The sequence below is a fragment of the Streptomyces sp. NPDC093085 genome (assembly GCF_040683935.1).
GTDB lineage: Bacteria > Actinomycetota > Actinomycetes > Streptomycetales > Streptomycetaceae > Streptomyces.
Window position 1 is genome coordinate 58,929 of the sequence record NZ_JBFBFB010000022.1, and the last position, 26,820, is coordinate 85,748.

A 26,820-nucleotide genomic window follows, 5' to 3' on the forward strand; every position below is an offset into this window, starting at 1 on the left:
CGCGACGCGCCCACGATCGGGGTACTGTCGCGGACACTCCGCGAACCGGCTGTTAGGCAGGGACGTTCGTGCCCGTCCCGCAGCTCTGGAGTCACCCATGCCGATCGACACCGCTCTCGCCCACGACCACGAGTCGCCCGGCGCCCACCCGGTCATCCCCGGGCAGGCGCACGACGGAGGCGTACGGGGCGCGGGCGGCCCGGTCGAGGAGCGGGATCTCGTCTTCGCCGGGTTCCGCTACACGTGTCGCGTGGTGCGCTGCGACACGCCGGTGACCGAACCGCTCCTGGTCCTCGGCGGCTCCTCCCAGGACCGCAACTCCTGGGTGCGGCACGAGAAGTGGCTGAGTCCGGTGGGGCAGGTGATCACGGTGGACCTGCCGGGGTACGGTACGGCCGACTTCCTGCCCGCCGCGTACGGGGTGGACTTCCTCGCCGCCGTGGTCCGCCATCTCCTCGACGAGCTGGGCGTGCCGCGCGTCAATCTGGTCGCCGCCTGCTTCGGCGGCGCGATCGGGGTCCGCTTCGCCCAGCACTATCCGGCGATGGTCGCCCGGCTGATGCTGGTGGGCATGACGCCGCGTATCCCGGCGGATTACGCGGCGGCGATGGAGCGGTGGGCGGTGATGATCGAACGGGGCGAGACCGGCACCATCGCCCGCGAACTGGCGGAGTGTTTCATGTCGCCCCCCGGGACCGGCGTGGTCCGCAAGCACGCCGCCGTCTCCCGGCTGGTGTACCAGCAGATCGCCGGCCAGGCCCCCGACGAGCTCGCCAAGTCGGCGGAGCACAACACCCGGCTGATGCGCCACGAGTGGTACCGCCCGGAGCCGGTGCCCGCCGTGCCGAGCCTGGTGGTGACCGGTGAGCACGACACGCTGACCACGCCGGCGATGGGGCGCGAGGTGGCCGCGACACTCCCGGAGGCCCGGTTCCTGACCATCGGGGAGACCGACCATCTCGCCCCGGTCGAACGGATCGCGGACTTCGCCGACCTGATGGCACGCTTCTGCGCCGACCGGCCGCTGGACGCGCTGCCGTACGCCTGCCGCCCGGAGACCCTGGGCACCGCCGTCACCGTACGGCCCGCCGGCCCCACCGCCGGCCGCGCCACGTACTGACCGGCGCCGGGGACCGGCCCCGGCCGGTCCCCACGCGGTCAGACCCCGCGGCCCGTACTCCCCGTGCCGCTCCCCGCGGCCTGCTTGATGCCCTGGGTGATCTCGTCCATCACGGAGAGCTTGGGCGCCTTGGCGTTGTCGTCGAAGCCGGAGCGCACGACGACCAGCAGCGTCGGCCGGGACGGGGAGGGGAAGGCCAGCGACTGCACATAGCCGTTGTCGCCCCGGGCGGTGACGACCTTCCACCGCACCAGGTACCCCTGCTGTCCGGCGACGGTGACGGCCTCGGACTTGAGCTCCTCGTGCGAGGCGATCTTCCCGTAGGTGTCGCCGCCGTACGACTCCTCCGCGTTGGCCTCGATGTCCTGCTCGGCCGCCGCCTTCGCCGTGGTCGCGGTGAGCTTCAGCGCGACGGCGGGGGCGGAGAAGACACCGCCGCGCACACAGGACTGCTCGCCGCTCTCCCCGGGGCAGTCGTAGGGCCCGGTGGTCAGCCCGGCGCCGACCGGGCCGGACTCGCCGGTCCAGCCGTCCGGTACGGGCAGGCTGATGCCGCTGGCCGCGTCGGTGGCGTACCCCTCCTCGGTCCTGGGCTGCCGGGGCGCGCCGCTCTCCCCGCCGGAGCCGCCGTCCTGGCCGCCCGAACCGCCGGAGCCGCCGCCGGGGAGGTCGGGGGCGGCGTCCCCCGGCCGGGACGGCGCGGCGGACGGTCCTGGCCCCGCCGTGCCCACCGGGTCGCCGTGGCCGGCGTCGCGGCCGAGCAGATAGAAGCCGCCCGCGATGGCGAGTGCCACGACCGAGGCGGTCACCCCGAGCGCGATCCGCCGGCCGTTCTTCCGCGCGACGGGGGGCGGTCCCGGCGGGTACGGCGGCAGGGCCGGCGGTGCCGCCTGGGCGGCGGGAGTGTCACGGAGCTCGTCGGTCCAGGCGGACCCGTCCCACCAACGCTCCTTGCGCGGACCGTCTCCTGAGTGCCCCGGGTCGGGATGCCAGCCGGGCGGCGTCGTGTCTGTCACACCCCTCAGCTTAGGCTGATTGTCTTAAGAGCTGCTGAGAGGCCCATGAGAATCGGCGCGCTCACCCGGCCCCTCGGCCGCCCGCTCACCCGCCCGCTCCTCCCTGGGTGGGGACGATGCCGCGTACCACCCCCAGCGAGACGAGATCCGTGGGCCGCAGCCGGAGTTGGTCCGCCGTCGCCCGTATCCGCCCGGGGTCGCGCTTGAGGATGGCCGTGGCGAGTTCGGGCGCGATGACGGAGAAGTAACTGTCCGGGGTGGCCCAGGTGTTCTCCGGCGCCGACAGGGCGAGCGCACCGCCCGAGCCGCCCTCGCCGATCAGCAGCGTGGTGACCGGCACCCGCGCGGTGGCCACGGCGGCGAAGAGCTCCGCGAGGGCCGCCCCCGCCCCGGCGCGCTCCGCCCCCTCGTCGTTGGCCGCGCCGGGGGTGTCGACCAGGGTGAGAACCGGGATCCCGAGCCGCTCGGCGAGCCGGATCAGCCGGGTGGCGGTGCGGTACCCGGCCGGGAGCGTGGCGGTGCCGCACTGCGCCGCGTACGCGACCGTACGTCCCCCGCGCCGCCCGAACCCGCACCGCATCCCGGGGTCCGTGCCCCCGCAGCGGTCGCCCCGGATCTCCTCGCTGTGGTCGAAGTACGCCGCCACGTACGCCTCCGCGCGCGGGCGCCCGGGGTCCCTGGCCGCCACCACCGCGTCCCAGCCGGTGACCGGGGAGCGGCCCGCGCCGGGGGTCCCCCGCCCGAGAGCGGCGGGCGGCTCGGCGGGCCCGGGCTCCGCCGTCCCGCCGGTGAGCAGCGCGAGCCAGCGGCCGACGGCGGCGGCCAGCCCGGCCTCCGGGACCACCGCGTCGAGCTGCCCGGCCGCGTACTGGGCCTCGGCGGTGTACGCGGCCGGGTCGGCGCCCGGCGGGCGGACCCGTGACCCGGCGAAGCCGATCTGGGCGCCGGGCAGGGCGAGGACCACATCGGCGCCCGCGCCCAGGGTGGCCCAGCCGCCGCCCGTCGTCGGATCGCGCGCTACCGCGAGCTGGGCCAGTCCGGCCGCCCGGGTCAGCGCCATCTCGCGGGCCACCCGCTGGAGTTGGCGGAGCGCGCGCATCCCCTCCTGCATCCGGCTGCCGCCGGTCGCGATCAGGGAGACCACCGGCAGCCGCCGCTCGCGGGCCAGCCGGTACGCCGACTCCAGCCGGTCACCGGTGCGTTCGCCGAGGGAGCCGCCGAGAAAGCCGAACTCGAAGGAGAGCACGACCGCTTCGGTGGCGCCGATCCGGCCGGTGACGCAGACCACGGACTCCCGCTCGCCGGTACGCTCCGCCGCGCGGGCCCGCGTGGCGTCGTACCCCTGCCACCCCAGCGGCCCGTCCACCGGGAACGATCCGCCGGGGTCGGGGAGTTCGGTGCCTGTGCCGGGGCCCAGGACCATCGCGGCCGCCTCGCGCGCGGTGCGCCGGTCAGCCATGGAGCGCCCGCTTCATGATCTTGCCCATGTCGTTGCGCGGCAGCGCGTCCAGACAGCGCACGGTGCGGGGCCGCTTGTACGCGGCGAGCTGCCCCGCCACATGGTCGGCCAACTCCCGCTCGCCGGGCGGGTTTCCGGGGTCCGCGGGCACGATCCAGGCGACGATCCGCTCGCCGAGGTCCGGATCGGGCTCCCCGGTGACGGCGGCCTCCCGTACCCCGGGGTGCTCCAGCAGGACGTTCTCGATCTCGCCCGCGCCGATCTTGTAACCGCCGCTCTTGATCAGGTCGGTGGCCTTCCGGCCGACGATACGGACCGAGCCGTCGGGGTCCCTGATCGCCATGTCGCCGGTGCGGAACCAGCCGTCGGTGAAGGCCGCCTCGGTCGCGTCGGGGCGGTTCAGATACCCGGTGAAGAGGTTCGGCCCGCGGACCTGGATCTCCCCGACGCTCTCGCCGTCGTACGCCTCGAAGGCCGCGCCCTCCTCGTCGACCAGCCGGAGTTCGACCCCGCGCAGCGGCACCCCGACCGTCCCCGTCCGGGGCGGGCCGTCCACCCATACGGACGTGTTCATCAGGGTCTCGGTCATCCCGTACCGCTCGACGACCCGGCGGCCGGTCGCCCCGGTGATCCTGCGGTGGTCGTGGAGGGGGAGCGCGGCGGATCCGGAGACCAGCAGCCGCGCGCCGGCCAGCGCGGCGGCGAGGCCCGGGTCGCCGTCGAGCGCGTCGGCGATGCGGTGGTACATGGTGGGGACGCCGAAGAGCATGGTGGCGCCCGAGGAGAGTTCCCGGGCGACGGCCGCCGTGTCGAACCGCCCGAGGTGGACCACCGAGCCGCCCCGGCGGAGCGGGCCGAGGATGCCGAGGATCAGCCCGTGGACATGGAAGAGGGGCAGGGCGTGGACGAGGACGTCGTCGGCGGTCCACCGCCAGGCGTCCGCCAGCGCGTCCAGGGTGGCGGTGAGGGCGCGGCGGGGCAGGACGGCACCCTTGGGCGGCCCGGTGGTGCCCGACGTATACACGATCAGCGCGGGGGTCTCCGGCGGCGGTTCGGGGAGGTCCACCGCCGGTCCCGCCACCGCGCCCGCCGCCGGGGCCTCCGCCACCACGTCGAGGCGCGGGAGCGCGGCGAGCGCGTCCGGCAGCGGCTCACCGGGGGCGGCGAGGACGAGGGTGGGGGCGCTGTCCGCGACGACATGGGCGAGTTCCCGGGTGCCGCTCCCGGGGTTGACGGGGACGGCGGGCACCCCGGCCAGCAGCGCCGCCACCACCCCCACCGCCGTGTCGAGGGTGGGGGTGGCCCAGACCGCGACCCGCCGCTCCCCCGCGAGCCGGTGGGTCAGGGCGCCCGCGGCCTCGGCCACCTCGGCGTGGGTGAGGGTACGGTCGCCGAACCGCAGCGCGGGGCGCGGGGCACGGTCGGCCAGGGCCGGGAAGAGAGGGGTCACGCGTCGGTCTCCTTGCCGTGAGCGGACAGGGGCGGCACCCGGAGGCGGCGCGTCAGCCGAAGCCCGGCACCACCAGCAGGAGCCATACGGCGGCGGGTACCACCGCCACCACGATCCCCCCATAGCCCATGAGCTGCCGGAAGAAACGCTCACGGTCGACATCGGGCGCGGCGGCCAGGACCAGGGCACCGTTGGTGGAGAAGGGGCTGACGTCCACGACGGTGGCCGAGATCGCGAGCGCCGTGATCATGCCGATCGCGCCGATCTCGCCCTGGGCGAGGAAGGGCACGGCGAGCGGGATGAGCGCGCCCATGATCCCGACGGAGGAGGCGAACGCGGAGACGATCCCGCCGATGTAGCAGAGGAGGACGGCGGCGAGCAGCGGAACGCCGATGTCCCCGACGGCGTGGCCCGCGTAGTCGATGGTGCCCATCTCCTCCATGACACCGACGTACGTGAGGACACCGCAGATCAGCAGGACGGTCGGCCAGGCGATCTCCCCGACGGCCCGGCGGCTGGTCGCCGGCCAGCAGGCGCTGAGCACCACGGCGAGGGTGATGGCGGTGAGCCCGGCGTCGAGTTCGAGGACGAGGACGGCGAACACGAGCGCGGCCAGCGCGACAAGGGTGGCGATACGGGGCGGCGTGAGCCGCGGGCTTCCCTCCCCCTCGGCCTCCCCGGCCCCCTCGCCCGCTTCCTCCTCGGCCCCGTTGCCCGCCGGCTCCGCCCGGCCCGCCGGATCCGGCCGGGTGGCGCGCAGCCTCAGCCCGCCGCAGCAGACGAAGACGACCCCCGCGATCACGGCGTTGACCACCAGCGAGGCGAGGAAGAGGGTGAGCGGGCTGCCCCGGAGGTGTTCCCGCTCCACGATGCCGTTGACGATCGTCCCGTAGATGCTGATCGGCGAGAAGCCGCCGCCCTGGGCCCCGTGTACCACCATGGCCCCCATCAGCAGGGGGCTGATGCCGTACCGGGCGGCGAAGCTCAGCGCGATCGGCGCGACGATCGCGACGGCCGCCGGGGAGACGGCCCCGATCGCGGTCAGCAGCGCGGTGATCGCGAACATCACCCAGGGGATCAGCGCGATCCGGCCGCCCACCAGCCGTATCGCGCCATGGACCAGCCACTCCGTGGTGCCGTTGGCGCGGGCGATCGCGAAGAGATACGTGACTCCGACGAGCACGACGAAGAGATCACCGGGGAAGCCCGCGAAGATGCCCTTCGCGTCGAGCCCGGCGACGAGTTCCCCGACGCCGAACGCGGCCGCGAAGGCGAGCGCTCCCATGTTGATGGAGCGGGTGGTGGCGATCACGAAGACCGCCGCCAGGACGAGGATCGAGATGAGTTCGGCGGACATGGCGCGGCTCCCGTCCCCGGGACCCCGGCGGGTCCCTCGTTCGTTGCACGGCATCGGGCGACGAGCGGGCAGGCCGACGGGCCGGCGGACCGGGCGGCCTGGTGGATCACACTCCGGGTGGTGCACCACAGTGGCGGCGGGCGGCCCGGCCGTCAAGAACGCGAGAGACTGGCACCGGCAGCGGATGACCGGCATATACGGCATATGAGGAAGGCAGGCGCCACCCATGGGCGAGTTGATCCTGGTACGGCACGGGGAGACCGCCTGGTCCCGGCTCGGGCAGCACACCAGCTACACCGATCTGCCGCTGACCGGGCGCGGTGAGGAGGAGGCCCGTTCGCTGGCGCCGCTGCTGCGGGGCCGCCGGATCGGGCTCACCCTGGTCTCCCCCATGGCCCGGGCGCGGCGCACCGCGGAGCTGGCCGGGCTGGCCCCGTACCGGGTGGAGCCGGATCTGCGGGAGTGGAACTACGGCGGGTACGAGGGGATCACCACCGCCGAGATCACCCGGACCCGCCCCGGCTGGGACCTGTGGACGGACGGGGTCGCGCCGGGCCCCGCCGGGCAGCCGGGCGAGTCCCCGGGGGAGGTGGGGCAGCGGGTCGACCGGGTGCTCGGCGCCGCGCTCACCGGTCTGGAAGCGCCGGACGCCGCCGATGTCGCGCTGGTCGCCCACGCGCATGTCCTGCGGGTGCTCACGGCGCGGTATCTCGGTCTCGCGCCCGCGGCCGGCGCGCTCTTCCGGCTGGCGACGGGGACCGTCTCCCGGCTCGCCACCGAGCACGGCCGCCCGGTGATCGACGCCTGGAACCTCACCCCCGCCTGACCCGTGCGCGGTCCCGGCGGGCGGCCCCTACGGAAAGCGCCGGCCCGGTGGAGACGAATCCACCGGGCCGGCGCCCTGGTACTCCGGTGCGGGAGCGTCAGGCGGGGAGGATGTTCTCCGCCTGCGGGCCCTTCTGGCCCTGCGTGACGTCGAAGGTGACCTTCTGGCCCTCCGTCAGCTCACGGAAGCCGGTCATGGCGATGTTCGAGTAGTGCGCGAACACGTCCGGACCGCCGCCGTCCTGCGCGATGAAGCCGAAGCCCTTTTCCGAGTTGAACCACTTCACTGTTCCGTTGGCCATGATGGGTCTCCAATTCAAGGGACGCGAGGTTCCCGCACGGTACGGGAACCGGAGGTGATCGCCTTGGTCCTGAGAGACGCTGAACAGCACAAACGCCCGTGACGGCACGTCACGGGCGAGCGGTACTTCGGAACCACGACAGCTTGATCAAGACGTTACAGGGCGCGACGCGATACAGCCACAGAAACAACCAACTCTTGCGTCTGTGGCGTTCGGCCGGGAGCGCTTTCGGCCCACAATCACCCATTCGCCCCGCTGCCGGGGGTCACCAGCGGCCGTGCACGGAGGCGCGGATCCGGCGGTCGTACAGTTCCCGTACGGCCTCCAGGGTGGCCTGATCCAGCGGGGGCAGCGCGCCGGCCGCCGCGTTGGCGCGGACCTGGTCGACGGAGCGGGCGCCGGGGATCACGCTGGTGACGCCGGGCTGCTGGGCGATCCAGGCCAGCGCCGTCTGGGCGGGGGTCGCGCCCGCCGGGGCGAGGGCGGCGAACTCGGCCGCCGCGGCGAGCCCCGTCGCGTAGTCGACACCGGAGAACGTCTCGCCCTGGTCGAAGGCCTCGCCGTGCCGGTTGTACGCGCGGTGGTCGTCGGCGGCGAAGACGGTCTCCGCGGTGTACCGGCCGGAGAGCAGCCCGGAGGCGAGCGGTACGCGGGCGATGACGGCGGCGCCCGCGGCGCGGGCGGCCGGCACTACCTCCTCCAGCGGCTTGAGCCGGAAGGGGTTGAGGATGATCTGCACCCCGGCGACCCCGGGGCGGGCGAGCGCGGTCAGCGCCTCGGCGCAGGTCTCCACGCTCACGCCGTACGCCGCGATCCGCCCCTCGGCGACCAGGGTGTCGAGCGCGTCGAAGACCTCGTCCGAGGAGTGGACGGGGGTGGGCGGGCAGTGGAGCTGTACGTACTCCACCGTGTCGACGCCGAGGTTGGCGCGCGAGCGGTCGTTCCAGGTACGGAAGTTCGCGAGGGTGTAGTTCTCCGGGCGCTGTTCGGCGCGGCGGCCCATCTTGGTCGCCACGAACACCCCGGCGTCGGGGCGCTCCTTCAGATAGCGGCCGATGAGCCGCTCGCTGCGCCCGTCGCCGTAGACGTCGGCCGTGTCGAAGAAGGTGACCCCGGATTCCACGGCCGCGTCCAGCACGGCGAGGGCGTCCGCCTCGGTGACCTCACCCCAGTCGGCGCCGAGCTGCCAGGTGCCGAGTCCGATGGCGGAGAGGTGCCGCCCTGTCCTGTCCCATGCGCGCTGCTCCATACGATCATGCTACGGGTCCCCGGTGTGTGACGGTCCGCTCGGGCGGCCCCAGAGCACGGCCTGTTCCTCGACGACGCCGAGGTAGGCGGAGGCGCGCTGTTCGGCGGCGGGGCGGCGGGCGGGCTCCAGGCGGAGCAGGGCGTCGCGCCGGGAGCGCCGGGTGAGCAGGTCGATGGAGAGGGGGGTGCCCGGGGAGAGCAGGAAGGCGCGGGCCCGGCGCCGGGCCCGGTGGCGGAGGACGAGGGCGAAGCCGAGGGCGATGAGGAAGTTGACGGCGACCTTGGCGACCAGGCCCCCGGTGGAGCCGAGCAGGGGCGAGTCGAAGAGCCAGTGCATGCCCATGGCGGTGAGCAGACAGCCGGCGGCCGGGGCGATCCGGCGCCGCATCGGCCGGTCGTCGTGGGCGAGCAGGATGCCGACGCCGGTGCCGGAGACCGCGGTCATCGCCCAGTGCGAGCCGAGTCCGGTCACCCCGACCCGGGTGACGAAGGACTGGGCGATGTCGGTGGTGCCGTCGACTCCGCCGCCGAGCAGCAGGGCGTTCATGGCGTACGTCCAGTTCTCCATGGCCTGGAAGCCGAGTCCGGTGAACGCGCCGAGGAAGAAGCCGTCGAGCGGACCGCGCACCAGCGGCCGGGCGGCGAGGGCGATCAGGGCGACGCCGCAGACCTTGAGGAGTTCCTCGTTGAGCGGCGCGGTGAGGGCGGCGGCCCACTCGGCGCCGAAGCCGATGCCGGCCGTCCGGTACCAGACGCCCTGGAGGCCGGTGTTGGCGGTGACGGCACAGCCGGCCGCCGCGGTGGCCCCCCACAGGATGCCGCTCCATGCCCAGAGGGGCGGCGGGGCCCGGAAGGGGCGGAGCCGGGAGAGGAGGGCCTCGCCGATGCCGAGTGTGACGGCGAGCAGGACGAGGGCGAGGAGCGCGGAGCCGGGGAAGACCCGGATGACGGGGCCGAAGTCGCGCAGGAGGAGGAAGAGGCCGATCAGGCAGAGGACGGTGAAGGCCCAGACGGCGGGCCACTGCCGCCAGGAGGAGCGGACGGAGGTGAGCAGGGAGCGGATCCGGGAGGGCGCGGGGGGCGCGGTGGCGGGTGCGGTCATGGGGTTCCCTGGGCGAAGGTGAGTCCGTGGGCCATGGCGGTGGCGTCGGCGACCGCGCCGGGGGCGGCCCCCGGCCCGGCCTGCACGATGATCTCGACGGCGTAGCCGCGCCCCGGTGCCAGCCAGAGGGTGGCCGATCCGGTCCGGTCGCCGCCGGTCAGGGTGCCGGTGCGGCCGAGGGCGCCCGGGACGCCGGGGAGCGGGCGGGCGGGGCCCAGCCGGCTGCCGCTGTCGGCGACGGACTGGACCTTGGCCAGCCCTTCCCAGAGGGCGCCGGGGTCCGAGGTGCCGGCGAGGGGGACGTACCGGGCGGCCAGGCCGACGCCGTCGCGGGAGAGCGTGTAGTCGCTGTCCGGGTTGCTGGCGGACTTGCTGAGCCCCCAGCCGTGGCCCGCGACCCGGAGGACGGCGACCTCGTCGTCCGGGCCGAGCCGCAGGGTCTGTCCCGCCGCGAGGCGCTGGCGGTCGCCGAGGGTGGCGGCGATCAGCGGCCACCCCGCGGTGAGCGCGGCGACGACGAGGGTGACGGCGAGGACCGGGCGCCAGGTCCGGCCCCGGCGCCGGGGGCGGGCCGGCCACCGGTGCGGGCGCCGGGTGGCCGGGGCGGAGTCCCTGGGCTCAGCCATCGTGGCGGAGCGGGGTGAGCTGTTCGATGTCGTACCGCAGCCGCAGATCGGCGATGGCGGCCGGGTCGGGGGTGCCGTCCTCCTTGAGGATGTCGAGGAGTTCCTCGAAGTACCGTTCGTGGTCGGAGGGCGGGGAGGCCTGGAAGAACATCCGGGCGGGGGCCTGGCTCCGGTTGGCGAAGGCGTGCGGGCACCCGGGCGGTACGACGATGACGGTGCCCGGGGTGGCGCGTACGGCCTTCAGGCCGGACGCGGACTCCCAGTGGCGCCAGTCGTCGCCGGTGAGCACGCGGGGTTCGAAGGCGAGGACGTCGAGTTCGCCGTCGAGGACGTAGAAGAGTTCCTCGCTGTGGGTGTGCCGGTGGGCGCCGACGTCGAAGCCGGGCGGGACGACGACCTCGAAGCTGGAGGAGACCCGGGAGTGGGCTCCGGTGACCTTGAAGGTGACCTCCTGCGCCGGGGTGAGGATGGTGGTGCCTCCGCCCGGCGGGACGATCAGCCCTTCGGACGGCATCACATCGGTCATGCGGTGCTCCAGGACGGTGGACGGGAGCGTACGGGCGGGCGCCGCCGGCCGGGGTGCGGCGGGCGGCGCCTCGGGGCGGTCCGGCGCGCCGGGGCGCCGGCCCTGGGCGGTCACCGGACGGAGGGGGCCGTCGCGCGGGAGCCGGCGCCGCGTACCGACGTCTCCAGCAGGTCCCCCCGGGTGGCGCCGCGTTCGGCGGTCGCCCCCGAGCGGGTCCACCGGCCGAGCGCCATCTCGGCGGTGATGCCGGGACCGAACCCGGCGACGATGCCGCGCGCGCCGTCGCCCACGGCGCCCTCGTCGAAGAGGCGGCGTACGGCGTCCAGGACGACGGCGCTGGCGATGTTGCCGTACTCCGTGAGCGTGCCCCGGCTGAACCGGAAGGCCTCCGGAGCGACTTCGAGGAAGTGGCTGAGGTCGTCCAGGATGCGCGGGCCGCCCGCGTGGATGATGTAGAAGTCCAGTCCTGTGGCGTCCCAGCCGTGCTGGTCGGCCATGGTGCGGAGCGCGGGCGCCAGGGGCTCCATCGTGGTCGGCACGCGCTTGTCGAGCAGGAAGTGGAATCCGGTGGCACGGACGCTGTAGGCGATCCAGTCGGTGGTGTCGGGCACCAGGTGGGAGCCGTTGCGCTCCATGGTGATGCCGGTGCCGCCGGTGCCCCGTACGACGGCGGCGGCGACCGCGTCGCCGAAGAGGCCGTTGGAGAGCAGCGAGCCGACGCCGAGGTCGGTCGGCTGGTAGCAGAGCGAGCAGAACTCGCAGGCGATGATCAGGACATTGCCGCCGGGGTAGGCGCGGCAGAAGTCGTGGGCCCGGTTGATGGCGGCGCCGCCGGCCGCGCAGCCGAGCTGGGCGATCGGGAGCTGCCGGGTGTGGCCGGGGAAGTCCATGGTGTTGATCAGCCAGGCGGTGAGCGAGGGCATCATGAAGCCCGTGCAGGAGACGTAGACGATCATGTCGATGTCGTCCGGCCGCAGTTCGGCGTGGTCGAGGGCGCGCCGGACGACCTCGGGCACCCGGCGCTTGGCCTCGGCCTCGTACAGCATGTTGCGGTCCTCGAAGCCGGGGTGGCGCAGCGTCTCCTCGATGGGCTGGACGATGTGCCGCTTGGCGACCCCGGTGTTCTTGATGAGCCGCAGCGCGAGGGGCAGTTGCGGATGGTCCGCGTGGAGGGAACGCGCCAGGTCGAGCGTGTCCTCCATGGTGATGACGTGTTCGGGGACCGAGACCGCGGGTTTGCACAGAGTCGCCACGACGCGCTCTCTCCATTCGTTCGTGTTCGCTGGGAACTGGGGCCCACACTCGGGGCTCGGTCACCACCCCGCAACCGGGGAGGGACGGGGGGCCGTGCGGGTGGGCCGCGGGTCGGGGACAGATCGGCGCGGGGACCGAAGAGCCGTCAGGATTCCATGCGCGACTACGGAACGTGGGGAAGCGGCGCCGCCGGAATCGCCCGTTCAGGGGGCGCTGGGAGCGCGCGGGACATCACCGGGCGCCGCCTGCGGGAACGATGGTTCCCATGGGGTTCTTGTGGTGTACGAGGTGGTGTACGGGACGGAGCGGGGCGGGCCGGGCCGCGTGCCCGGGGCCGGGCGCGGCGGGGTCCGGGGCGGCCGGCTCCGGCGGGGCGCGGATGACGTGCGGGGCGGTGGTCCGGTGATCCTGCTGACGGGGGTGACCGGGACCGTGGGGCGGCTGGTGGCGGAGCGGCTGGCCACGGCGGAGCCGGTCCGGCTGCTGGCCCGGGACCCGCGCCGGGTCGCGCGGCTGGCCGGGCCCGGCCGGGAGGCGGTGGGCGGTGACTTCGGGGACCCCGGTTCGCTGGCCGCCGCGCTCGCCGGGGTGCGGGCGGCGTTCCTGGTGACGGCGGATCCGCTGGCGCCCGCGCACGACGAGCACTTCGTGGCCGCGGCCCGGCGCGCGGGCGTCCGCCATGTGGTGAAGCTGTCGGCGCTGGCGGTGGCGGACCCGGGCGCCGATGATCTGATCACCCGCTGGCAGCGGGGCGCGGAGGAGGTGCTGCGCTCCTCGGGGCTCGGCTGGACGGTGCTGCGGCCCCGGGCGTTCATGTCCAACACGCTGGGCTGGGCGGGGTCGATCCGTACCAGCGGGGTGGTGCGGGTGGCGCACGGCTCGGCGCCGCACGCGGTCGTCGATCCGCGCGATCTCGCCGAGGTCGCCGCGCTGGCCCTGACCGGCGGCGTCCCGCAGGGCGGTGCCCTCCCGCTCACCGGGCCCGCCGCGATCACCCCGGCCGAGCAGCTCGCCTCGGTCTCCGGGCTGCTGCGCCGGCCGCTGCGGCTGGTGGAGGTGGACCGGGAGCAGGCGTACGGGGCGCTGCTCGCCCGCTGGCCGCGCCCGGTGGCCGAGGCGCTGCTGGAGAGCGCGGCGCGGCAGGCGTCGGGGGCGAAGGCGCGGGTGGAGCCGACGGTACGGCGCCTGCTGGGCCGCCCGGCCCGGCCGTACTGCGTCTGGGCCCGGGACCACGTCGCCGCGTTCCGGGGGTGAACTCTCCCCGGGGCGCCCGCCGTCGGTGCGGCGGGCGCCCCGGGGAGCGCGTCACCCGGTCGCGGCCCCGGTCGCGGTCCCGGTAGCGGCCCCGGCGGCGGCGATCCGGATCTCGGCGCGCCGGGTGACCCCGTTGACGGTGACGGCGAGCGTGACGGTGCCCGGCCTGAGCGCCGTGAGGGTGCCGGTGGCCGGGTCGAAGAGCGCCGCATGGCGGGGGCGGAGGCCGCTCCGGTCGCCGATCCGCAGATTGAGCGAGCCGGTCCAGTCGGCGCTGAGCGGGAAGCCGACGGGGATGTCCCTGGCCCCCTGGGTGACCGTGGCGGTCACCGGTGCGGAGCGTCCGGGTGCCAGGGTGGCGGGGGTGTCGAGGCGCAGCGCGTCGGTGTGGGCGCGGGTCTGGACGGAGACCCAGTCGGGTCCGCCGTTCCACGGGCGGGCCCGGGCGGCGGTCCAGGCGCCCCGGGTGACCTGGTCCACGCCGACGAGCGACCAGCCGGTGAAGCCGCCTTCCCCGGGCGGGGCGGCGGGCGCCTTGCCGGAGTTGCCGTTGATCAGATACGGCACGCCGTCCACCCGTGAGGCGTCGAAGACCCCGACGTGGGAGCCGATGAACGCGGCGCCCTTGCCGGTCGTACGGCGGAACTCGGCGAGCCACTGTTCGAGGAGGGCGGCCTCCTTGCGGTCGCCCAGCCGGCTGGCCTGCTGGACGGTGGGGTCGCGGGGCGGCACGTGTTCGATCACCATGACCGAGCCGACGCGGTCGTCGCGGGCCGCCGCGTCGAGCTGTGCCCGCAGGGCGGCGATCTGGGCGATCCCGCCGCCCCGCAGGGTGAGGCTGGAGGTGTCCAGGGTGACGAAGCGGGTGCCCCGGTGGTCGAAGACCCGCTGGGCGGGGCCGAAGCGGGCGACGAAGTCCTGGACGGTGCCGCCCATCACCTCGTGGTTGCCGGGGACGTAGTACCAGGGCACCGCGTCCCCCAGCTCCTCGGTGAGGATGCGGCGGGCGAAGTCGAGGTCGGCGGGGGCGCCCTCGTCCACCAGGTCGCCGTTGACGACGAGGAAGTCCGGCTTCGCGGCCTTGATCTCGCGCAGGGTGCGACGGGTCTGCGCCACGATCGCGCTCTCCGGTTCGCGGGCGACGAACTGGGCGTCGGACATCACGGCGAACCGCCAGTCGCGGCCGTTCACCCGGGCCGCCGGGGCGATCAGCGGGTCGGCCGCGCGGGGGGTCACCGGCAGGTCGACGGTGGGCGGCACCTGGGCCACCAGGTCGTCGATGACGACCTGGCCGGTGTACTGCTGGGCGGCGGCGGTCTCCGCGAGGTAGAAGCGGACCACGCTCAGCGGGGCCGGGGCGCCGGCCGGTACCTCGAAGGTGACCTGCCGCCAGCCGGTCCAGGTGACGTAGGGGCCGCGCAGCAGTTGGTCGGAGCCCTGGGCGTCCTTGAGGTGGAGGGTGGGCCACGCCCCCTTGCCGTCGCCCTTGATCCAGAGGGTGAAGGAGTGCGGCTGTCCGGCGACCGGGAGGGGGCTCGGCGGGGCGGCGTAGGCCGCGCGGGTGGCGGTGGAGCGGGTGAAGTCGTAGGTCAGGGCGAGTCCGGTGCCGGTGTGTCCGTCCGGGGTGGCGGCGACGGAGCCGTCCGCCCGCGCCTGGGAGAAGGTCCAGGAGGCGGCGTCGTCGAAGCCGGTGACGGGGTGTTCGTCGAGGCCGACGCTGACGGCGAGAGCGGTACTGACACCCCGTACGGTCGCGGTGACGATCCCGCCGCCGGTGGCGGTGCGCGAGGTGACCCGGAAGGAGCCCCGGCCGTCGTCGGTGACGGTGAAGCGGGTCCGGTCGTAGTCGAGGCGGACATCGCGGGGGTCGACGGGGGCGCTGGTGCCGTGCGCGTCCCGGCCGACGAGGCCGAAGGTGCCGGTGGCGCCGGCGTCGGCGAGCCCGACACGCGGGGTGGTGGAGTCGATCCGGGCGAGCGGTCCGAGCACCGTCAGCTCCAGGTCGCCGTGGGCGCGGCCGTGTTCGGCTCGTACCCCGGTGGTGCCGGGGGCCGTGGCGGTGAAGACGCCGTTCCGGTCGATCCGGCCGACCGTGGGGCGCAGGGTCCGCCACTGTGCGGTCCCGGTGGCGGGGCCGTAGGTCTCGTCGTATCCGGCGGCGGTCAGGGGGCGGGTCAGCCCGGGGAAGACCCGCTCGGGGTGGCCGCCCTTGACGGGGTCGGCGGTGGGGGCGGCGGAGGCGGGGGTGCGGGGCTCGACCCAGAAGCCGGTGAGCCGGCCGCTGCCCCGGGGGGCGGTGAGGGCGAGCCCGTTGGGGACGGTGCGTTCGCTGCCGTCGGAGGGGCTGTTGGCAAGGGTCAGGGCGGAGCTGCCGGGGGTGCGGGTGAGGAGGGTGGAGGAGCCGCCGCCGTCGAGGTTGAGCGCGCTGTGGGCGCCGGCCCGCGCCATCATCAGGCCGAGTTCGGTGAGGGTGACGCCGCCGCTGTCGGCCTGCCGGCCGTCGACGCTGAGGACGTACAGGGTGGCGCCGTCGCGGGAGAAGCCGACGGCGGTGCGGGGCGCTGTGGCGTTGTTGCCCTCGCCCTCGTGGCCGACCGGTTTCCCGTCCACGACGAGGAGTTCCCGGCCGCCGACCGCGGTGAGCGGCACGGGCCCGCCGTCGTCGGTGCGCGGCCGGTACTCCAGGTCGACGGGGTCGCCGGGGCGGAGCGCGGCCAGCGCCTCGGCGCCCGCCTCCCGGCCGACCAGCACGGTGGTGCCGGCGGGGACGGGTCCGCTGCCGGGCCGGCCGGTGACGGAGACGACGCGGCCGTCGCGTACGGCGGCCTCGGTGACCGGGGTGGCCCGGTCCACGGTGAGCGCCCGGTCCGCCGCGCCCCATCCCGCGGTGTAGGCGCCGATGCCGCCGGCGGGGATGTTGGCGGCGTTGTACGCCTCCAGGGCGCGGGGCCCGGAGGGGAGGGTGACGGTGCCGTCGAAGTAGAGCTTGAGGACGCGGCCCGCACCGCCGGGGCCGATGCCGACGGCCTGCTGGGAGCCGGGCTGCGGGGAGTGGGTGACCCGGCCGTCCGCGATACCGGGTCCCAGCGGGGCGCCGGTCTCGTTGATGTCGAAGAAGTCCCCGTTGAGCGCGGCGACGGTGCGCCGGCCGGGGCCGGGGTCGTGGTGGGCGGCGAGGTCGGAGACCGTACGGCGGTCGGAGACCTGTCCGGTGGAGAGGTAGTCGGCCCCGGCCTTGCGCAGGTCGACGGAGAGGGCGGCGACGCGGAGCCACTTGTCGGATTCGAGCCGGTCGTACGAGGTGAGCCGGACCCCGGGGGCGACCGGGCGGGAGGCGCGGGCGGTCTCGATGCCGTCGCCGTCGGCCACGGAGCGGGGCGCGGCGCCGGATCCGGCGCCCGCGCCGGCCGCGCTGGCGGGCGGCGGCGCGACGGGGCGCAGGATCTCGGCGGCGGTGCGGGGGTGCGGGTCGGTGGTGGAGTCGGCGGCGGACGGGGCGCCGGCCCCGAGGGTGAGGGCGGTGACGGCCGCGATCAGTACGGCGGTCCGCCGGGCGAGGCCTGGGCCCACGGCGTCTCCTGGGTGACGGGTACGGGTGAGGGGCGCCCGCCACGGGGGCGGCAGCCCTGGGTGGCCCCAGGATTGCCGTGCTCACGCCAATGAACCAGGGGTTCGCGGAAACGGTGCGGAGAACACGCGGTGACGGGGCCCCACCGTCAACGGCGAAGGCCCCCGTCAGGTCACGCCCGCCGCAAGGGAGTTGCGGACGTGACGGGCCTCCGGGCCTCCGGATGCACGGCGCTCACGGGCCGTCACGGCGGAGCAGGAGCAGGGCCATGTCGTCGCCGCCCCCGGGCTCCTCCACCGTGTCGAAGAGCAGATCGGCCAGGGCGGAGAGGTCGGCGGGGCCGGTCCGTACGGCCTCCCGGAGCGTTTCGAGGCTCTCGCCGAGGTCGGTGCCGGGCCGCTCCACCAGGCCGTCGGTGCAGAGCAGCAGTGTCTCGCCGGGGCCGAGCAGGCCCGTGGTCACCGGGTAGCCGATGCCGCCGTGCCCGGCGAACTCCGCGGAGAGCCCGAGCGGCAGCCCGCCCTCGGCCGCCAGCCACTCGCACTGTCCGTCGGCGCGCCGCAGCAGCGGGTCGAGATGGCCCGCGCGGACCATCCGCAGCTCCCCGCCGATCAGGTCGACCTCCACATAGGTGCAGGTGGCGAAGCGGTCGGTGTCCAGCTCCCGGAGGAGCGCGGAGGCGCGGGCCAGCGCGGTGGCGGGCGGATGGCCCTCGGCGGTGTACGCCCACAGCGCCATCCGGAGCTGGCCCATCACCACGGCCGCGTCGGTGTCATGGCCCTGGACGTCGCCGATGGTCAGCCCCACCCGGCCGCCGGGCAGCGGCAGTACGTCGTACCAGTCCCCGCCGACGCTCCGGCCCAGCCGCGCCGACCGGTACCGTACGGCGGTCAGCGCGCCCGGCACCTCCGGGATCCGGCGGGGCAGCATCGCCTGCTGGAGGCCCATGGCGAGGTCGTGGCGCTGTTCGTAGAGCATGGCGCGCTGGAGGCTCTGGGCGATACCGCTGCCGAGGGCGAGCAGCAGGGTGCGCTCCTCGTCGTCGAAGGCGCCGGGCCGCGAGGAGAGCAGCCCGAGCGCGCCGATCGGGGTGGCCTGGGCGATCAGCGGGAAGTAGATGCCGGACTCGACCGGGAGCGCCTCGATGTACGGCCAGAGCAGCGGGTAGCCGGTGCGGAACGCCGTGCGCGAGGTGATCAGGACGGGCCGCCGGTCCCGCAGGGCCTCGCTCATCGGGTACGGGTCGGCCAGCCGGGTGTAGCGCAGATCGGGTACATGGGCGCCGGGGTACCCCTCGGCGAGCAGCCGGATCCGGCCGCCCTCGACCACCCCGAGTATCACGCTGACCGCGTTGAGCCGGCCGAGGGCCTCGGGGTCGCGCAGGATGTCCAGGACGTCCTCGACGCTGGCGGCGCGGGCGAGCAGGGCGGTGGTGCGGGCGACCACCCCGGTGAGCCGGCGGCGCGCCTCGGTGAGGTCGGTCCGCGCCGCGGCCTGGGCCAGCTCGCGTTCGGCGACCCGGACGATCCCGATGACCCGGTGGGCCCGGCCCTCCGGGTCGCGGCCGAGGTGGGCCTGGGCGTGGGTCCAGCGGAGGGTGCCGTCGCGGAGCCGGACCCGGAAGTAGGCGCCCTGCCGGACGGTGCCGGAGCGCAGGGCGCGCCCGGCGAGCGCCGTGAGCCGGGCGGCCTCGGCGTGCGGGATCCGGCGGGTGAGGGCGGCCGGGTCGCCGGTGTACTCGCCGGGGCGCAGGTCGAGCACGGTGAGGGCGGCCGGGTCGAGGTGGAGCACCCCGCGGTCGAGATCCCAGTCGAAGCCGCCCATGTGGTTGAGGGCCAGGCTCCGGTCCGGGCGGGCCGGCCAGTCGTCCGGCGCGGGTGCGGCAGCCGGCGGTACGCCCCGATCGGCCATGGGGCCACCTTCTCACCGATCGGGCCGGGCCACTTCCCGGGCGGGGTTCCGGGCACCGGGCGCTGCGCCGTGCGGGTGATGCTCCGGGGCAGCGGAATCGAATGGCGTGTTCTCCGTTACCCCGTGTGGACGGGGGCGTTGAAGTGCGTGACGGCCGCTCATCCGGCGGCCGGGCCCGCAATGTTCAAGGAGAGACTTGATGTCGCGTATCGCGAAGGCAACCGCTGTTCTCGTCGGCACCAGTGCCGTCCTGGCGGGTGGCGCCGGTATGGCCGCTGCCGACGCCGGTGCCGAGGCCGCTGCCATCGGCTCGCCCGGTGTGCTGTCCGGCAATGTGGTCCAGGTGCCCGTGCACCTCGGGCTCAACCTGTGCGGCAACACGGTCGACGTGGTCGGCCTGCTCAACCCGGCGTTCGGCAACAAGTGCGCCAACCTGTCCGGCGGCCACCACCGTGGCTACGGCGGCTGAGTCCGGCCCCACCGCCTGCCTGTCCGGGCAGGAGACGGCCTCCCGTGCGGGTGCGCGGGAGGCCGTCGCCGTGCCGGGGGGCGGTCAGCGGTCGTACCGGTAGTGGCTCCGGTGGTCGAGGAGCGCGGCCGGGGTGACGTTCCAGGGCGGCATGGGCTCCTCCAGGCTGAGCGCCCGGCCGTGCTGGGGGTCCCCGGCGCCCAGCGGGGTCCTGGGCAGATACCCGGCCCGGGGGTGCTGAGCGCGCCAGCGGTCCCAGAGCAGGTCGACGAAGGCGTGGTGGAGCCAGAAGACCGGGTCGTTGGGCGAGTCGGCGCCGAGCATATGGCCGCCGACCCAGCGGTGGACGCGGTTGTGGTTGCGCCACCGCACGCCGTCGCCGGCGTTCCACCCCTCCAGGCGGTTGCGGAAGCCGGTGGGGACGGTGGAGTCCCAGGGCGGTGCGTCGTAGACCGTCTCGTTCATCGCCCAGGCCAGTTCGTCCCGGGTGGGGAGGGTGACCGGGGCGGAGGGGCGGCCCAGGTCGCGGGTGAGGTACTTCACCGCGAGCACCTTTCCCTGGAGCGTCCAGTCGCCGGTGCGGTACGCGAACGGGCCCGTGGTGACCTGGTGGTCGCCGGCCCGTCCGGTGCCGCCGAGGAAGTCCTCGCCCCAGAGGGCGGCGGCGGGGGTCCGGTCGGCCGTCCACTCCCAGTACGGGACGGAGACGTTCGGGTCGATCCGCTGGAGGGCCTGTTCGAACTCCAGCAGGAATCGCCGGTGCCAGGGCAGGAACGTGGGGGCCATGTGCCCGGTGCGCGGTCCCTGTTCCGCGTCGGTGACGTAGTAGTGGGTGTGGAGGCGGACGAACTCGTCGTACTCGCCGCGTCGTTTGAGGGCGAGCACGGCGGTGACGAAGCGCCGTTTCTCGGCGCCGGTGAGATCCCGCTGGTTCTTCCTGATGGACACCACTGGGGGCTCCCGCCGTCAGATGTGAGGGCCCGGCCCCTGGCCGGGACCGGGGTGGGCGCCGTGGAGCGGTCCCGCGAGCGCCAGCGGGGCGCCGGCGAGGGCGTCGACCGCCGCGCGGGCCGCGTGGAGCGGGGTCGGGAAGGACGCGGAGTGGTCGGCCACGGTGAGATAGCTGCCGTCGGCCCGCCGCATCACCTGGAGCGGCCGGCCGTCGATCAGGATCTCGGGCGGGGCGACGCCGGGGGTGCCGGGACGGCCGGCGGTAGCGGCGCGGGCCGTGGTGTCCGGGCCGATGTGGATATGGCGTCCCCGGTACGTCTCCACCACCACCCCGTCGGGCGGTCCCGGCAGGAGGGGTGCGGAGCCCTCGCGGTGCGGTTCCCGGAGGGTGTTCCGGCCGGCCGGGTCCCGGCCCGCCAGGACGACGGGGACCAGGGCCGCCGAGGTGCCCGCGACCGTGGCGAGGGTGAACAGGGCGCGCAGCACATGGCGCCGGGTGCGGTAGGGGGCGCGCGACCGTGGCGGGGTGGTGGCCGCCGGGGTTCCGCCGGGCATGGGACCTGCCTCTCGTGGTGCCGTGCGGGTCCGGGCCGGACCCGCCCCGCACGGGACAACGAGGGCGGGCGGGAACGGTTCCGGCCCGGCGGCGGGGCGCGCGGGGGCGGTCCGCCCGGCGCGCGGGGCAGGTGAGCGGGGCGGGTGAGCGGGGGTCAGACGATGCCGACGACCGTCACCGTGACCGTGACCCGCTCCCCCGGCTCCCCCAGTACCTCGGTGGCCGCCGTGCGCACCGCGGCCCGTACGGCGCGGGTGACATCGGCCGTACGGTGCCCCGTGCGCGCCACGAGCTGGAGGTCGAGATGGAACCCCGCGCCGCCCGCGCCCGCCGGTACCGGGCGGACCCGTACCCCGGTGGCCTTCGGGGCGGTCCTGGCGATCAGCCGTCCGGCGCGGGAGGCGGCGGAGGCGCGGAGCAGTTCGGCGAAGCCGGGGCGGAGGAACGCCACCCCGGGCACCGTCCGTACGGCGTCGGCGGCCACCCTGGCCAGCTCCGCCGGGATCTTCTCTCCGGTCGTCACCGGTCTCCCCCTTCCTCGTCGTGGGCGGTCCGGGCGCCGTGGGCGCCGTGGGCGCCGTGGACGTCGTGGATGTCGTGGATGTCGTGGATGTCGTGGTCCGCCTCGTCCAGCAGGTCGACCACCCGGACGTCGACGCGGGCCACGTCGATACCGATGGCGTCCCTGGCCGCCTCGGCGACCCGGGCGCGCACCCGCTCGGCGAGTTCCCACAGCGGCAGGACCAGGCCCGCAGCGACCTCCAGACGGACCTCGACCGGCCCCCGGCCCGCGATCCGGCCCGTACCGCCGGATCCCGTACCGCCTCCGCCCGTACCGCCACCGCCGCCGGGCGGTTCCACCGGGGTGATCCGGCAGCTCCCGGCCCGTACGCCCGGTACGGTCTCGGCGGCGGCGCGGAAGGCGCGGGCCGCAGCGGCCTCCACGATCCAGTCGTCCTCCTCGGGGGCGCCCAGCGGCAGGGTCCGCCCCGGGCGCAGCTCCAGCCGGACGATGTCCATGACCCGGCCGGTCAGTTCGGCCGCCCCGTCCGTCGCGTCCGGCTCCTCGGCGCGGGCCCGGCGCACGGTGTCGTCCAGCGCCGCGAGATCGGCCAGGGCGGCGGAGCAGTGCGGGCAGTGCGCGAGGTGCGGGTCGGCGGCGGCCTCCCCCGCGTCCCAGGCCTCCCAGACGTCGAGAAGCCGCCGCCCGCAGGGCAGAGTCTCCTCCTCGGGCGGCACCGCGCCGTCCAGTGCCCCCGCTCCGTCCGGTGGGGTCCCCCCGCTCGCTGCCGGGATGCCTCGGGGTGTCCCCTCCGGCTCCCCGTGGCGGCCGGGATGCGCGTTCAGCGCCATGCGCTCATCGCCTCCGTCAGGTAGCGGCGTGCTCGGAAGACCCGGCCGCGGACCGCCTGAAGGCTGATACCGACCGTCTCCGCGATGGTCTCGTAACTCATGCCGTGCAGCTCCCGCAGCACCCAGCAGGCGCGCTGTTCGGGAGAGAGCCCGGCCATCGCCGTGGCCAGGGCGCGGGTGGCCGCGTGGGACTCGGCGACCCGGACGGGCGAGGACTGGTGTTCCGGTGCGGCCGGTTCCGGTACCGAGTCCAGGTCGGCGGCGGGGCGGCGGGCCCGTAGCTGGTTGAGGCACCGGTTGGTGGTGATCCGGTACATCCAGGTGCGGAACGCCGAGGCGCCGCGGAACTCCGGCAGTTTGCGCCAGGCGCTGACGAACGCGTCCTGGACGGCGTCCTCCGCCTCGGTACGGCTGCCGAGCAGACGGGTCGCGAGCTGGAGCATGACCGGAGTGTGCCGGCGCACCAGCGTCTCGAACGCCTCTTCGTCGCCCTCGCCCGCGCGGACGGCCAGCAGACCGTCGTCCGGCCAGCCCGGTTCCCGGTCCGGCTCCCGGACCTGGTCCGGTGCGCGGGCCGACAGTTGATTCCCGTTGCCGGGCACTCACCGACTCCTCTCGACGCCTTCCCCGTACCCCCGATCGGGCGTACGGCACGGCATATCCGTTTGGACACCCGGCACGGCGCGATGTCACGCACGGAATTCCGGGGAGTTCCCCGGAGGGGTCCGTCGAGGTCTGCGGAGAGAAAGTCGGGGAACCCGCGTGACATTCCGGCCGGCGGGGTGTCCAACGAATGGAGAGCCCCGGAGAGCCGGGGAACCGACGAGAATTCAGGAGGCTGTGCCATGACGACGACCCAGGAAGCACCTGTCACCACCAAGAAGGCCGTGAGCGGGCAGGCCACGGGCGCGGGTTCGACCACCGTGGGCGCGGGGAGCGTCGGCGCGGACGAGCCGGCGGCCACGCGCGGCAGGACCTCCATCGCGGATGTGGTGGTCGTGAAGATCTCCGGTATGGCGGCGCGCGAGATCCCCGGCGTGTACGACATGGGCGGCGGTCTCTCGCGGACCATCGGCGCGGTGCGGGACCGGGTGCCCGGCGGCCGTCCCAACGTGGGGCGCGGCGTCAAGGTCGAGGTGGGCGAGCGGCAGACGGCGATCGATCTGGACCTGGTCGTGGAGTACGGCGTGCCCATCACCGATGTCGCCCGTGACGTGCGGGAGAACGTGATCGCCGCGGTGGAGCGGACCACCGGTCTAGAGGTCGTCGAGGTCAATGTGACCATCAACGACGTCCATCTCCCGGAGGACGACGGCGACGCGGCTCCGGCCGAGGGGCGGGTCGAGTGAGGCACGCCGCACCGTGACCGGCGGGCACATCGATCGGATCGAAACGAAGCGAAGGGCGGGGTGAGGGATGAACTCAGCCGTGGTGGGGCTGTTCGCCGGGATGGCGCTGGGCTTCGCGGGCTGGTTCGGCGGGTTCGCGGCCTTCCTCCTGGTGGCCGCGGTCGGCGCGGTCGGCTACGGAGTGGGCCGGCTCGCCGACGAGGGCCGGCTCGGCGAGCTGCTCCGGCCGGGCGAACGGAAACGCTGGTGAGCGCGGAGGCGGCGGAGCGGGGGACGACCCGGGTGGCCGACCGGGCGGTGCGGAGGATCGCCACCCGGGCGGCGGCCCGGTCGCTGGGCCCGTCCGGCGAGGTCCTCCGGGTCGCGGCGGAACCGCGCGGCGGTCGCTCCTGGCGGCTCCGCCTCGATGTCGGGCTGGCCTATCCGGCCCCGCTGGAGAGCGCGGGGGCCCGGCTCCAGGAGGAGGTCACCACGCGGACCGCCGAACTGACGGGGCTGACGGTGGGCCGTACGGAGGTACGGATCGGACGGCTCACCCCGCGCGGCGGGATGGTGCCGGAGCCGCGTGGGGCCGCCGATGCGGCGACCGAGGCGGGCCCCGGCGACTCGCCGACCGAGGCGGGCCCCGGCGGCGCGGCGCGGGCCGGGGTGGAGTCCGTCGCCATGGGGCCGGCGGGCGTCCGTCGGCGCGTGTGGCGGCCGTGGTCGGAGCGGCGGGTGCCGGCGGCGGTGGTCGCCGGGGCCGGTGCGGTGCTCTGCGGGGTGCTGCTCGCGGATGTGGTCGCGGTGGCGCTCGGCTCCGCGGCGAGCGGGGCGCGGATCCGGCTGCTCGGGTGGCTCGCCGCGCACGGTCCCGGGGACACGGTGGTGACCCTGGCCGGTGCGGTGGCGGTCGTGGCGGGGCTCGGGCTGCTGGTGGCCGGGGTCGCCCCGGGGCTGCGGGGCCGGCTCGCGATGGTCTCCCCGGACGGCGGGATGCCCGCGGCGATCGACCGGTCGGCGGCGCGGGCGCTGGTGCACCACGGTGTGGCCGAGGTGCGGGGCGTCTCGCTGGCCCGGGTACGGGTGGGCCGCCGGGCCGTGGTGGTCCGTGCGACGGTCGGCTTCGGCGCTCTGGACGAGGCGCGGGCGGCCGTACGGGGAGCCGCGGCCGAGGTGGTGGACCGGCTCGCCCTGGCGCGGCCGGTCCGGATCAGGGTGCGGGTCTCCCCCGACGCGCACTGGCGGGCCCCGGGCCGGGAGCCCGCGGGGCCGCCGCTCCCCGACGACCGGACCGGGGCGGCGCTTTCCGCTCCGGGTGAGAAGGAGGGCTCCGATGCCTCGGCCGCGTAACGCCGTCAACCGCACCCTGCTGACCGTGGCGGGCGCCGGGCTGACCGGGGCGGGCCTCTGGGCGCTGACCGGGAACGCCGCCGTACGGGAGCGGCTGCCGCGCGGCTGGCCGGCGGCCGGCCCGGACCTGGTGCTGGCCGACCGGGGCGCGCTGGCCAGGGCGCGCGAGCACGGGTGGTGGACACCGACCGTGATCGCCGTCCTCGCCGTGGCGGTGCTCGCCCTGGCGTGGTGGCTGCTGGCCCAGGTGCGGACCCGGCAGCCGGGGGTGGTGGCGCTGCCCGTTCCGGGGCTCGGGGTGCGTGCCGGGGCACTGGCGCGTGCGATGACCGAGCAGACGGAGCGGCTGCCGGGGGTGGCGCGGGCCCGGGTGCGGCTCTCCGGGCGGCCCCGGCGGCTGTTGGCCACCGTCGACGTCCATCCGGAGCCCGACGCCGACCCGGCCCGGCTGCTGGCCTCGCTCGCCGCCGGGGTGGTGGCGGATGCCCGGAGCAGCGGGGCTCCGCTGCGGCTGGACGCACGGGTCCGGATCCATGGCGCTGCCCGGCGCGGAACGGGGTACAGGATCAGCAGCCTGGGTCGCGCGGGGCGTGGTCCGGAGCGTGCTCCGCTGGAGTGATGAGGCAGGCTGTGACCTGCGGTCGGGTGTCGGCCGTACGGCGCATTCGAGTTTGCGGGAGGCAGAGTTGTCCGCCGAGGAACCCGGGCAGGGGGGAACGTCGCGCTCCGGCGACGGCCTGGAGGGGGCGCGTCCTGAGGAGGCCCCGGGCAGTCTGCTGGCCGGGGCGCTGAAGCGTACGCCGATAGCGCTCTGGCACGACGACGCGACGGACCGGGCCGCCGCGCTCACCTACTACGCGGTGCTGGCGATCTTCCCGGCGCTGCTGGTGACCGTCTGTTCGATCGGTCTCGCCGGTCCTGACGCGAGCGGGAAGCTGGCGAACCATGTGGCGGCGATCGTGCCGGGGCAGTCCCGGCCGCTGGTGCACAGCGTGCTGGAGGAGATGGCGCGTCAGCGCTCGGCGGCCTGGCTGCTGGTGTCGTTCGGCACGGTGGGCGCGCTCTGGTCGTCGTCGAGTTATCTCGGGGTGTTCCGGCGGGGGCTGCACGCGATGCACGGCGCGGTGGACCACCGGCCGCCGTGGCGTACCGCGCCCCGGATCGCGCTCACCGCGTGCGCGCTGCTGGCGCTGCTGGTGACCAGCGCGCTCACGCTGGTCCTGACCGGCGAGGCCGCCGAAGCGGTGGGGCGGATGCTGGGGATGAGCACGACGGTGCGGATGGTGTGGAACGCGCTGAAGTGGCCGCTGTTGCTGACGCTGGCGGCGGTGCTGGTGCTGATGGTCTTCCGTACCGGCCCGCACGGGACGCGCACGCTGCGGCGCGCGCTGCCGGGCGGGATTCTCGCGGTGGTGCTCTGGCTGACGACCTCCGCGGGGTTCGCGGTGTACACCTCGCACGCGGGGACGTACAACCGGCTCTACGGTTCGCTCGCCGGGATCATCGTCTTCCTGGTCTGGCTCTGGGTCACCAATCTGTCGCTGCTGGCGGGCGCGCAGTTCAACGCGGAGCTGGCCCGGGGGCGCCGGGAGCGGGCGGCGGAACCGGCGGTGCCCGCCGTGACGGTCCAGGCCGGCAGCACCGTCGACAAGGCTCCGGCGGGGGTCTGACAGGACGAGGGGCCGGGGGGGGCGGGGGGAGTACCCGCCCCCCCCCCCCCCCCCCCCGCCCCCCCCCCCCCCCCGCGGCGGGCGGGGGGGACGGGGGACGTGTTTTAAACGGGGGGGGCCGC

26 protein-coding genes are annotated in these 26,820 nt (G+C 75.3%); 9 read left to right on the plus strand and 17 right to left on the minus strand.

Annotated features, from left to right (window positions below):
* The first annotated feature begins 97 nt into the window (after positions 1-97).
* Positions 98-1,120, plus strand: coding sequence for an alpha/beta hydrolase (locus tag AB0O07_RS35090; protein WP_365641343.1), 1,023 nt, complete (start codon positions 98-100; stop codon positions 1,118-1,120).
* A gap of 38 nt (positions 1,121-1,158) precedes the next feature.
* On the opposite strand, the gene AB0O07_RS35095 is transcribed toward AB0O07_RS35090, so the two are convergent.
* The 4 genes from AB0O07_RS35095 to AB0O07_RS35110 all read right to left on the minus strand — a co-directional run bounded on the left by AB0O07_RS35095 (position 1,159) and on the right by AB0O07_RS35110 (position 6,402).
* A complete protein-coding gene (locus tag AB0O07_RS35095; protein ID WP_365641346.1) occupies positions 1,159-2,136 on the minus strand; it encodes a DUF2510 domain-containing protein in 978 nt (325 codons plus the stop codon).
* 85 nt (positions 2,137-2,221) lie between these two features.
* Complete coding sequence (locus tag AB0O07_RS35100) at positions 2,222-3,595, minus strand: carboxyl transferase domain-containing protein (RefSeq protein WP_365641349.1); 1,374 nt, start codon at positions 3,593-3,595, stop codon at positions 2,222-2,224.
* Entirely contained in the window at positions 3,588-5,045 is a 1,458-nt protein-coding gene (locus AB0O07_RS35105) for an acyl-CoA synthetase (RefSeq protein WP_365641352.1), read from the minus strand. Before AB0O07_RS35105 ends, AB0O07_RS35100 begins: the two co-directional genes overlap by 8 nt.
* A 52-nt stretch (positions 5,046-5,097) precedes the next feature.
* Positions 5,098-6,402, minus strand: a complete 1,305-nt coding sequence (locus tag AB0O07_RS35110) for an SLC13 family permease (RefSeq protein WP_365641354.1) — start codon at positions 6,400-6,402, stop codon at positions 5,098-5,100.
* A gap of 226 nt (positions 6,403-6,628) precedes the next feature.
* Between AB0O07_RS35110 and AB0O07_RS35115 the strand changes: the two genes are divergently transcribed.
* Positions 6,629-7,228, plus strand: coding sequence for a histidine phosphatase family protein (locus AB0O07_RS35115; protein ID WP_365641357.1), 600 nt, complete (start codon positions 6,629-6,631; stop codon positions 7,226-7,228).
* 97 nt (positions 7,229-7,325) lie between these two features.
* Here the strand turns inward: AB0O07_RS35115 and AB0O07_RS35120 are convergent, their stop codons facing one another.
* The 6 genes from AB0O07_RS35120 to AB0O07_RS35145 form a co-directional block, all read right to left on the minus strand.
* Positions 7,326-7,529: a cold-shock protein gene (locus AB0O07_RS35120; RefSeq protein WP_365641360.1), complete on the minus strand. Its 204-nt coding sequence runs from the start codon at positions 7,527-7,529 to the stop codon at positions 7,326-7,328.
* Positions 7,530-7,794: 265 nt separating this feature from the next.
* Positions 7,795-8,778, minus strand: a complete 984-nt coding sequence (locus AB0O07_RS35125; protein WP_365641363.1) for an aldo/keto reductase — start codon at positions 8,776-8,778, stop codon at positions 7,795-7,797.
* 9 nt (positions 8,779-8,787) lie between these two features.
* Positions 8,788-9,879: a PrsW family intramembrane metalloprotease gene (locus AB0O07_RS35130; protein ID WP_365641366.1), complete on the minus strand. Its 1,092-nt coding sequence runs from the start codon at positions 9,877-9,879 to the stop codon at positions 8,788-8,790.
* The gene (locus AB0O07_RS35135; RefSeq protein WP_365641369.1) at positions 9,876-10,505 is read right to left on the minus strand and encodes a hypothetical protein; all 630 of its coding nucleotides are present in this window, start codon (positions 10,503-10,505) and stop codon (positions 9,876-9,878) included. Before AB0O07_RS35135 ends, AB0O07_RS35130 begins: the two co-directional genes overlap by 4 nt.
* A complete protein-coding gene (locus AB0O07_RS35140) occupies positions 10,498-11,031 on the minus strand; it encodes a cupin domain-containing protein (protein WP_365641427.1) in 534 nt (177 codons plus the stop codon). Before AB0O07_RS35140 ends, AB0O07_RS35135 begins: the two co-directional genes overlap by 8 nt.
* Before the next feature lie 110 nt (positions 11,032-11,141).
* Positions 11,142-12,284 (minus strand): type III polyketide synthase, encoded by a 1,143-nt coding sequence (locus tag AB0O07_RS35145; RefSeq protein WP_365641372.1) that lies wholly within the window; start codon positions 12,282-12,284, stop codon positions 11,142-11,144.
* 403 nt (positions 12,285-12,687) lie between these two features.
* Between AB0O07_RS35145 and AB0O07_RS35150 the strand changes: the two genes are divergently transcribed.
* Entirely contained in the window at positions 12,688-13,539 is an 852-nt protein-coding gene (locus tag AB0O07_RS35150; RefSeq protein WP_365641430.1) for an NAD(P)H-binding protein, read from the plus strand.
* A 51-nt stretch (positions 13,540-13,590) separates the two neighbouring features.
* On the opposite strand, the gene AB0O07_RS35155 is transcribed toward AB0O07_RS35150, so the two are convergent.
* Together AB0O07_RS35155 and AB0O07_RS35160 are read right to left on the minus strand one after the other, a co-directional pair.
* Positions 13,591-17,109: a phosphodiester glycosidase family protein gene (locus AB0O07_RS35155; protein WP_365641375.1), complete on the minus strand. Its 3,519-nt coding sequence runs from the start codon at positions 17,107-17,109 to the stop codon at positions 13,591-13,593.
* 232 nt (positions 17,110-17,341) lie between these two features.
* Complete coding sequence (locus AB0O07_RS35160) at positions 17,342-19,018, minus strand: SpoIIE family protein phosphatase (protein ID WP_365641378.1); 1,677 nt, start codon at positions 19,016-19,018, stop codon at positions 17,342-17,344.
* Positions 19,019-19,217: 199 nt separating this feature from the next.
* Here AB0O07_RS35160 and AB0O07_RS35165 point away from each other — a divergent pair, with 199 nt between their 5' ends.
* Positions 19,218-19,487 (plus strand): chaplin, encoded by a 270-nt coding sequence (locus tag AB0O07_RS35165; RefSeq protein ID WP_365641381.1) that lies wholly within the window; start codon positions 19,218-19,220, stop codon positions 19,485-19,487.
* An 84-nt stretch (positions 19,488-19,571) separates the two neighbouring features.
* Here the strand turns inward: AB0O07_RS35165 and AB0O07_RS35170 are convergent, their stop codons facing one another.
* From AB0O07_RS35170 to AB0O07_RS35190, 5 genes are all read right to left on the minus strand, one after another.
* On the minus strand, positions 19,572-20,438 hold the full coding sequence (locus tag AB0O07_RS35170) for a tyrosinase family protein (protein WP_365641384.1): 867 nt from the start codon (positions 20,436-20,438) through the stop codon (positions 19,572-19,574).
* A gap of 15 nt (positions 20,439-20,453) precedes the next feature.
* On the minus strand, positions 20,454-20,993 hold the full coding sequence (locus AB0O07_RS35175; RefSeq protein WP_365641387.1) for a tyrosinase family oxidase copper chaperone: 540 nt from the start codon (positions 20,991-20,993) through the stop codon (positions 20,454-20,456).
* A gap of 155 nt (positions 20,994-21,148) precedes the next feature.
* Positions 21,149-21,517 (minus strand): Asp23/Gls24 family envelope stress response protein, encoded by a 369-nt coding sequence (locus tag AB0O07_RS35180; RefSeq protein ID WP_365641390.1) that lies wholly within the window; start codon positions 21,515-21,517, stop codon positions 21,149-21,151.
* Positions 21,514-22,347 (minus strand): hypothetical protein, encoded by an 834-nt coding sequence (locus AB0O07_RS35185; protein WP_365641393.1) that lies wholly within the window; start codon positions 22,345-22,347, stop codon positions 21,514-21,516. Before AB0O07_RS35185 ends, AB0O07_RS35180 begins: the two co-directional genes overlap by 4 nt.
* Positions 22,338-22,949, minus strand: a complete 612-nt coding sequence (locus AB0O07_RS35190) for a sigma-70 family RNA polymerase sigma factor (RefSeq protein ID WP_365641396.1) — start codon at positions 22,947-22,949, stop codon at positions 22,338-22,340. The genes AB0O07_RS35185 and AB0O07_RS35190 overlap by 10 nt, the downstream gene beginning before the upstream one ends.
* A gap of 243 nt (positions 22,950-23,192) precedes the next feature.
* Here AB0O07_RS35190 and AB0O07_RS35195 point away from each other — a divergent pair, with 243 nt between their 5' ends.
* The 5 genes from AB0O07_RS35195 (at position 23,193) to AB0O07_RS35215 (ending at position 26,698) form a co-directional block, all read left to right on the plus strand.
* A complete protein-coding gene (locus tag AB0O07_RS35195) occupies positions 23,193-23,696 on the plus strand; it encodes an Asp23/Gls24 family envelope stress response protein (protein WP_365641399.1) in 504 nt (167 codons plus the stop codon).
* 67 nt (positions 23,697-23,763) lie between these two features.
* Positions 23,764-23,946 (plus strand): hypothetical protein, encoded by a 183-nt coding sequence (locus AB0O07_RS35200; RefSeq protein ID WP_365641402.1) that lies wholly within the window; start codon positions 23,764-23,766, stop codon positions 23,944-23,946.
* Complete coding sequence (locus AB0O07_RS35205; RefSeq protein WP_365641405.1) at positions 23,943-25,028, plus strand: DUF6286 domain-containing protein; 1,086 nt, start codon at positions 23,943-23,945, stop codon at positions 25,026-25,028. The genes AB0O07_RS35200 and AB0O07_RS35205 overlap by 4 nt, the downstream gene beginning before the upstream one ends.
* A complete protein-coding gene (locus AB0O07_RS35210; RefSeq protein ID WP_365641408.1) occupies positions 25,012-25,647 on the plus strand; it encodes a hypothetical protein in 636 nt (211 codons plus the stop codon). The genes AB0O07_RS35205 and AB0O07_RS35210 overlap by 17 nt, the downstream gene beginning before the upstream one ends.
* Before the next feature lie 67 nt (positions 25,648-25,714).
* Positions 25,715-26,698 (plus strand): YihY/virulence factor BrkB family protein, encoded by a 984-nt coding sequence (locus AB0O07_RS35215; RefSeq protein WP_365641411.1) that lies wholly within the window; start codon positions 25,715-25,717, stop codon positions 26,696-26,698.
* Positions 26,699-26,820 lie beyond the last annotated feature (122 nt).